The sequence below is a fragment of the Rhodobaculum claviforme genome, assembly GCF_016653255.1.
GTDB classification, from domain to species: Bacteria; Pseudomonadota; Alphaproteobacteria; order Rhodobacterales; family Rhodobacteraceae; genus Rhodobaculum; species Rhodobaculum claviforme.
In genome coordinates this window covers 25,674-33,203 of record NZ_NHSD01000227.1, presented here as the reverse complement: position 1 = coordinate 33,203, position 7,530 = coordinate 25,674, and the positions used below count along the sequence as shown (strand labels likewise).

At 59.7% G+C, this 7,530-nt stretch carries 1 protein-coding gene, 3 tRNA genes and 3 rRNA genes; 6 read left to right on the top strand and 1 reads right to left on the bottom strand.

The window, feature by feature from the left end:
• Positions 1 to 274: 274 nt before the first annotated feature.
• The 6 genes from CCR87_RS08230 to CCR87_RS08205 all read left to right on the top strand — a co-directional run bounded on the left by CCR87_RS08230 (position 275) and on the right by CCR87_RS08205 (position 5,834).
• Positions 275 to 1,741, top strand: a 16S ribosomal RNA gene (locus CCR87_RS08230).
• A 244-nt stretch (positions 1,742 to 1,985) separates the two neighbouring features.
• Positions 1,986 to 2,062, top strand: a tRNA-Ile gene (locus CCR87_RS08225).
• Between the two features lie 93 nt (positions 2,063 to 2,155).
• A tRNA-Ala gene (locus CCR87_RS08220) sits at positions 2,156 to 2,231 on the top strand.
• Between the two features lie 341 nt (positions 2,232 to 2,572).
• Positions 2,573 to 5,436: ribosomal RNA gene (locus CCR87_RS08215) — 23S ribosomal RNA — on the top strand.
• A gap of 138 nt (positions 5,437 to 5,574) precedes the next feature.
• Positions 5,575 to 5,689 (top strand): 5S ribosomal RNA (rrf, locus tag CCR87_RS08210).
• The 16S, 23S and 5S rRNA genes sit together here with 3 tRNA genes alongside, the layout of an rRNA operon.
• Before the next feature lie 68 nt (positions 5,690 to 5,757).
• Positions 5,758 to 5,834, top strand: a tRNA-Met gene (locus tag CCR87_RS08205).
• Here CCR87_RS08205 and CCR87_RS08200 read toward each other — a convergent pair.
• Complete coding sequence (locus CCR87_RS08200) at positions 5,791 to 7,491, bottom strand: recombinase family protein (RefSeq protein ID WP_201157056.1); 1,701 nt, start codon at positions 7,489 to 7,491, stop codon at positions 5,791 to 5,793. The two genes, CCR87_RS08205 and CCR87_RS08200, sit on opposite strands and share 44 nt — an antisense overlap.
• Positions 7,492 to 7,530: the final 39 nt, after the last annotated feature.

The following is a 7,530-nucleotide window of genomic DNA, read 5'->3' as shown; positions in this document are numbered from 1 at the left end:
CGCTTTTTGACATAACTGTAACATGAAGGGGCATGTGGGCGGTTTTGGTTTTTGCTTCGGCGGACTGGATCGTTTGCATGTCGACCTGCTAGGTAGCCTGAGAGGGTTTACCGATGATGTGGGTGTCAGCTTCACTGTTCGACTGGTTTTACTGGTTGAACAGGGCTGTGTCCTGATTGTCTTTGTTCTGGCTGGTTTTTCCGGTTGGGGTTGGGGCATTTGGGACACGATGTGCGTAGGTTCGGTCTCGTCAAGGAGACGTCGTGAGACGTTTCAACTTGAGAGTTTGATCCTGGCTCAGAACGAACGCTGGCGGCAGGCCTAACACATGCAAGTCGAGCGCACTCTTCGGAGTGAGCGGCGGACGGGTGAGTAACGCGTGGGAACGTACCTTTCGGTGCGGAATATACCAGGGAAACTTGGGGCAATACCGCATACGCCCTTCGGGGGAAAGATTTATCGCCGAGGGATCGGCCCGCGTTGGATTAGGTAGTTGGTGAGGTAACGGCTCACCAAGCCGACGATCCATAGCTGGTTTGAGAGGATGATCAGCCACACTGGGACTGAGACACGGCCCAGACTCCTACGGGAGGCAGCAGTGGGGAATCTTAGACAATGGGGGAAACCCTGATCTAGCCATGCCGCGTGAGCGATGAAGGCCTTAGGGTTGTAAAGCTCTTTCGCCTGGGAAGATAATGACGGTACCAGGTAAAGAAGCCCCGGCTAACTCCGTGCCAGCAGCCGCGGTAATACGGAGGGGGCTAGCGTTGTTCGGAATTACTGGGCGTAAAGCGCGCGTAGGCGGACTGGAAAGTTGGGGGTGAAATCCCGGGGCTCAACCCCGGAACTGCCTCCAAAACTGTCAGTCTTGAGGTCGAGAGAGGTGAGTGGAATTCCGAGTGTAGAGGTGAAATTCGTAGATATTCGGAGGAACACCAGTGGCGAAGGCGGCTCACTGGCTCGAACCTGACGCTGAGGTGCGAAAGTGTGGGGAGCAAACAGGATTAGATACCCTGGTAGTCCACACCGTAAACGATGAATGCCAGACGTCGGGCAGCATGCTGTTCGGTGTCACACCTAACGGATTAAGCATTCCGCCTGGGGAGTACGGCCGCAAGGTTAAAACTCAAAGGAATTGACGGGGGCCCGCACAAGCGGTGGAGCATGTGGTTTAATTCGAAGCAACGCGCAGAACCTTACCAACCCTTGACATGGGTATCGCGGACCGGGAGACCGGTCTTTCAGTTCGGCTGGATACCACACAGGTGCTGCATGGCTGTCGTCAGCTCGTGTCGTGAGATGTTCGGTTAAGTCCGGCAACGAGCGCAACCCACGTCCCTAGTTGCCAGCATTCAGTTGGGCACTCTATGGAAACTGCCGGTGATAAGCCGGAGGAAGGTGTGGATGACGTCAAGTCCTCATGGCCCTTACGGGTTGGGCTACACACGTGCTACAATGGCAGTGACAATGGGTTAATCCCAAAAAGCTGTCTCAGTTCGGATCGGGGTCTGCAACTCGACCCCGTGAAGTTGGAATCGCTAGTAATCGCGTAACAGCATGACGCGGTGAATACGTTCCCGGGCCTTGTACACACCGCCCGTCACACCATGGGAGTTGGGTCTACCCGAAGACGGTGCGCCAACCTCGCAAGAGGAAGCAGCCGGCCACGGTAGGCTCAGCGACTGGGGTGAAGTCGTAACAAGGTAGCCGTAGGGGAACCTGCGGCTGGATCACCTCCTTTCTAAGGAAGTCCCTGGCAGGATCGCTTGCGATCCTCGTGGGGCAACTTAGCAGCCACTTCGGTGGCATACGCAGGGACCGAAACCGTCCTCATGCCCCTTCACATGATAAGAGCAGGCAGCACGCACCGGATACGGTGGTGCCGTCGCTCGAACCGCCGCTCCTTGCGGCTTGCGTCGTTTGGCCCCGCGCCAGCGCAGGGCCTCCGGCTCCGTGTTGCATGGCGTAACCGGGGACCGGCTCGTGGGTCGGTAGCTCAGGTGGTTAGAGCGCACGCCTGATAAGCGTGAGGTCGGAGGTTCAAGTCCTCCTCGACCCACCATTCTTTCCGCATGCTGCGCAGGGTCTCCGAGCATTCGGTCGCCAGGCGCAGATCGGCCTCAAGTAGCCGCAGGCGGTAGGCCAAGAAAAAGTAGGGGCCTTAGCTCAGCTGGGAGAGCACCTGCTTTGCAAGCAGGGGGTCATCGGTTCGATCCCGATAGGCTCCACCATATGCACCTTCGACATGGAACCCGATCATCGGCCCCACCCGCGCGGTGGTGCCCATCGTCCGGTTCCGGACGTTTGACATCGTTGAGAAACACATCAGTCACGCGCTGATGATCCCCGCGTGAGGGGATCGTCTGCCGGGCACCCCTCGGGGTCTCCGGCGCGGCGCATGACGATCAAGTCAAGTACACTGACCAAGTACGCCGGAGACGAACCAGCTCCTGCGTATGGGAAAAACGTACGAAATTCCGATCCCGGAAGACGGCCGCGACCGATGGTCTGGCGTCCTGCTCGATGAGCACGGCACCAGGGCGTCGCAAGCATCCCTGCTCTTTCCGGGTCGGATCAAGCGCGATAAGGGCGTTTGGTGGATGCCTTGGCAGCAAGAGGCGATGAAGGACGTGGTACACTGCGATAAGCCATGGGGAGCCGTGAACAGGCTTTGATCCATGGATCTCCGAATGGGGTAACCCACCTGAAATGGGGTTGTTGTGTCGGTCTGCGTTCGCGCAGGGCGGCCCATCAATCTCGTTATCCAGGTACTTTGCGGCTGAATACATAGGCCACAAAGAGCGAACCCGGGGAACTGAAACATCTAAGTACCCGGAGGAAAGGAAATCAACAGAGACTCCGTCAGTAGCGGCGAGCGAACGCGGACCAGCCGAGCCGTGAGAGTGAGAAGAATGGTCTGGAAAGGCCAGCCACAGCGGGTGACAGCCCCGTATTCGAAGCTCGATCGGACGTATCAAGTAGGGCGGGACACGTGAAATCCTGTCTGAAGATCGGGGGACCACCCCCGAAGGCTAAGTACTCCTTGCTGACCGATAGCGAACCAGTACCGTGAGGGAAAGGTGAAAAGCACCCCGACGAGGGGAGTGAAACAGTCCCTGAAACCGGACGCCTACAAGCAGTCGGAGCCTTCCATGGATCTTCGGATCCGCGGCGAGGTGACGGCGTACCTTTTGTATAATGGGTCAACGACTTGGTCTCAGTAGCAAGCTTAAGCCGTTAGGTGCAGGCGCAGCGAAAGCGAGTCTTAAATGGGCGTCGAGTTACTGGGATCAGACCCGAAACCGAGTGATCTAGGCATGGCCAGGTTGAAGGTTGGGTAACACCAACTGGAGGACCGAACCCACATCCGTTGAAAAGGATCGGGATGAGCTGTGCCTAGGGGTGAAAGGCCAATCAAACTCGGAGATAGCTGGTTCTCCGCGAAAGCTATTTAGGTAGCGCCTCGGATGTATCCTCTCGGGGGTAGAGCACTACATGGATGATGGGGGCCCACAGCCTTACTGAGTCTAAGTAAACTCCGAATACCGAGAAGGACTGTCCGGGAGACACACGGCGGGTGCTAACGTCCGTCGTGGAGAGGGAAACAACCCTGACCTGCAGCTAAGGCCCCTAATTCGTGGCTAAGTGGGAAAGCATGTGAGACGGCCAAAACAACCAGGAGGTTGGCTTAGAAGCAGCCATCCTTTAAAGATAGCGTAACAGCTCACTGGTCTAGATAAGCTGTCTTGCGGCGAAGATGTAACGGGGCTCAAGCCACGAGCCGAAGCTCAGGGTGCATCCTTCGGGATGCGCGGTAGCGGAGCGTTCTGTTCTGTATCCCATTCCTCTTGCGTACCCTCGGGTGCGCCGGAGGAGAGGGATCTGCTGTGAAGCCGGCCCGTGAGGGACCGGTGGAGCGTTCAGAAGCGAGAATGTTGACATGAGTAGCGACAAACAGGGTGAGAGACCCTGTCGCCGAAAGTCCAAGGGTTCCTGCTTAAAGCTAATCTGAGCAGGGTGAGCCGGCCCCTAAGGCGAGGCCGAAAGGCGTAGTCGATGGGAACCTGGTTAATATTCCAGGGCCAGGAGGATGTGACGGATCGCGAGGATTGTCTGCCCTTATCGGATTGGGCAGGCCGTTTAGCGGTTCCCGGAAATAGCCCTCCATCAGACCGTACCCTAAACCGACACAGGTGGACTGGTAGAGAATACCAAGGCGCTTGAGAGAACGATGTTGAAGGAACTCGGCAAAATACCTCCGTAACTTCGGGAGAAGGAGGCCCCGTCTCTGGGCAACCAGGGGCGGGGGGCACAGACCAGGGGGTGGCGACTGTTTACTAAAAACACAGGGCTCTGCGAAGTCGCAAGACGACGTATAGGGTCTGACGCCTGCCCGGTGCCGGAAGGTTAAAAGGAGGAGTGCAAGCTCCGAATTGAAGCCCCGGTAAACGGCGGCCGTAACTATAACGGTCCTAAGGTAGCGAAATTCCTTGTCGGGTAAGTTCCGACCTGCACGAATGGCGTAACGACTTCCCCGCTGTCTCCAACATCGACTCAGCGAAATTGAATTGCCTGTCAAGATGCAGGCTTCCCGCGGTCAGACGGAAAGACCCCGTGCACCTTTACTACAGCTTCGCACTGGCATCAGGATTGTGATGTGCAGGATAGGTGGTAGGCTTTGAAGCCGGAACGCTAGTTCCGGTGGAGCCTCCCTTGAGATACCACCCTTCGCACTCTTGATGTCTAACCGCGGTCCGTTATCCGGATCCGGGACCCTGCGTGGCGGGTAGTTTGACTGGGGCGGTCGCCTCCCAAATAGTAACGGAGGCGCGCGAAGGTGGGCTCAGAGCGGTCGGACATCGCTCGTTGAGTGCAATGGCATAAGCCTGCCTGACTGCGAGACTGACAGGTCGAGCAGAGACGAAAGTCGGCCATAGTGATCCGGTGGTCCCGAGTGGAAGGGCCATCGCTCAACGGATAAAAGGTACGCCGGGGATAACAGGCTGATGGTGCCCAAGAGTCCATATCGACGGCACCGTTTGGCACCTCGATGTCGGCTCATCTCATCCTGGGGCTGGAGCAGGTCCCAAGGGTACGGCTGTTCGCCGTTTAAAGAGGTACGTGAGCTGGGTTTAGAACGTCGTGAGACAGTTCGGTCCCTATCTGCCGTGGGTGTAGGAGACTTGAGAGGAGTTGCCCCTAGTACGAGAGGACCGGGGTGAACGATCCACTGGTGGACCTGTTGTGGCGCCAGCCGCAGTGCAGGGTAGCTATGATCGGACAGGATAACCGCTGAAGGCATCTAAGCGGGAAGCCCCCCTCAAAACAAGGTCTCCCCATTAGGGCCGTGGAAGACCACCACGTCGATAGGCCGGAGATGTAAGCGCAGCAATGTGCTCAGTTGACCGGTACTAATCGCCCGATAGGCTTGATCCGACCCGGAAACAGCAGGGAAACATATCCCCGCTCGACCAGAACACGGAATTAAGTACAATCCCGCACAACAGTGCGCATGATGAAAGATCGTCAGGGCATCACCAGCCCAGTGACTGATGTGAGTTGTTCCTTCCCCGGTTTGGTGGTCACAGCACGTGCCAAACACCCGATCCCATCCCGAACTCGGAAGTTAAGGGCCGACGCGCCAATGGTACTGCGTCTCAAGGCGTGGGAGAGTAGGTCGCCGCCAAACTTGGAAAGGAACAACACTCAACGATCACCAAACAGAACTGATACTGCGCAAAATAACGCGCACTCTGTCGCGGGGTGGAGCAGCCCGGTAGCTCGTCAGGCTCATAACCTGAAGGTCGTAGGTTCAAATCCTACCCCCGCAACCACCGAATCCGACACCCCGAGCCGCAACGCTCGGGGTTTTGTCGTATCCCCCTCACACAACGACAAAATCCCCGCCAGATCGCCCACGATCTCGATCGCGTGGCCATCTTGCTCGGGGTGCAGCCTGATCTCGTCGACAAGGCTGCGCAGGATCTCCGTGGCCTCCAACCGCGTGCCTTCGGCGTTCAGCGCTGTAACCAGATCGCCCACCTTGCGCGCGTACACCTCCGTCAGGCCGGGGTGCAGCAGGACTGGGGGCTCCTCGGGGCCCAACTCCTCGAGCTTTACGTTGAGCGCGGTCTTCTGTGTCTCCAGCGCCGTCATCCGGTCCTTCATCGAGGGGTGGAACATGCCGCCTTCGATGGCGTCGAGGATCTGGTCGATCTTGCGCGTGACCTGCGCAAGCTCCGCCTTGGTGGTGGCCCGGGCCGCTGTCTCGTCGGTTTGGTGGCGGTTCCACTCGCGCTGGTACTCGGCGAGGAACTCGGCCACCAGCGCGGGGTGCATCAGCCGGTCGCGCAAGCCATCGAGGACCCGCGCCTCCAACTCCTCACGCTTGATGAGCTTGCGGTTGTCGCAGGTGCCGCGGTTGCGCGACGCCGAACAGCCGTACTTCGTCTTGTTCATCAGCGTGTAGCCCGCGCCGCAGCAGCCGCACTTCAGCAGTCCCGAGAACAGGTAGGTGGGGCGGCGGGCGACGCCGAAGCCGTTGGGCCGCGCCTGGGTCTCGACCAGCACCGTCATGCGCGTGGCCTCCTGGCGGGCCTTCACGGCTGTCCAGAGCGCGTCATCGATGATCCGCAGCTCGGGTACCGGTTCGCTGATCCATTCCTCGGGCGGGTTGAGCCGTGAGCCGCGTTTGCCCGTGATCGGGTCCTTGCCATAGCTCAGCCGGTTCCACACCCGTACACCGACATACAGCTCGTTGTTCAGGATCCCCGTTCCGCGCTGCCAGTTCCCCGAAATGGTGGACGCCGTCCATGTCCCCGTGCCCTTGCCCGAGCGCGGCGCCGGGATGCCCTCGGCGTTCAGTGCGATGGCGATGCGGCGCGCGCTTTGTCCGGCGGCGTAGTCGGAGAAGATGCGGCGCACCACGGCGGCTTCCCCCGGCAGGACGGCGAAATCCCCGGTGCTCGGCGTGCCGTCGGGCAGGAGCGTGCGGACGACGGCGTATCCATAGCTGAGGCCCCCCGCCGACTTGCCCGCCTTCACCCGGCCTTCCAGCCCGCGGTGGGTCTTCTGGCGCAGATCCTTGATGTAGAGCGCGGACATCGTGCCCTTCAGCCCGATGTGCAACTCGCTGATCACCCCCTCGGCCACCGTGACCACCTCGACCCCGGCATGCACCATCAGCTTGTAGAAGCCCGCCACATGTTCCTGGTCCCGGCTCAGCCGGTCGAGGCTCTCGGCCAGCACCACGTCGATGCGGCCTGTGCGGGCGTCCTCCAGCAGCGCCTGGTAGCCGGGCCGCAGATGCGTCGCCCCCGAGATGCCCTTGTCGCTGTGGACCCGCACCTCCTGCCAGCCCTCGGCCTCGATCCGCCGCCGGCAGACCCGCAGCTGGTCCTCGATGGAGGCCTCGCGCTGCAACTCGGTCGAGTAGCGCGCGTAGATCGCCACCCGCGGCGGTCTGGCGGCGATCGCTCCCTTCCGAGTCATCCGATCACTCCCCACCGTCTGGCCCGCCACCGCCGTCTG

Coding starts and splice junctions, on each gene's coding strand:
- CCR87_RS08200 (WP_201157056.1), bottom strand. CDS start 7,491: ATGACTCGGAAGGGAGCGATCGCCGCCAGACCGCCGCGGGTGGCGATC.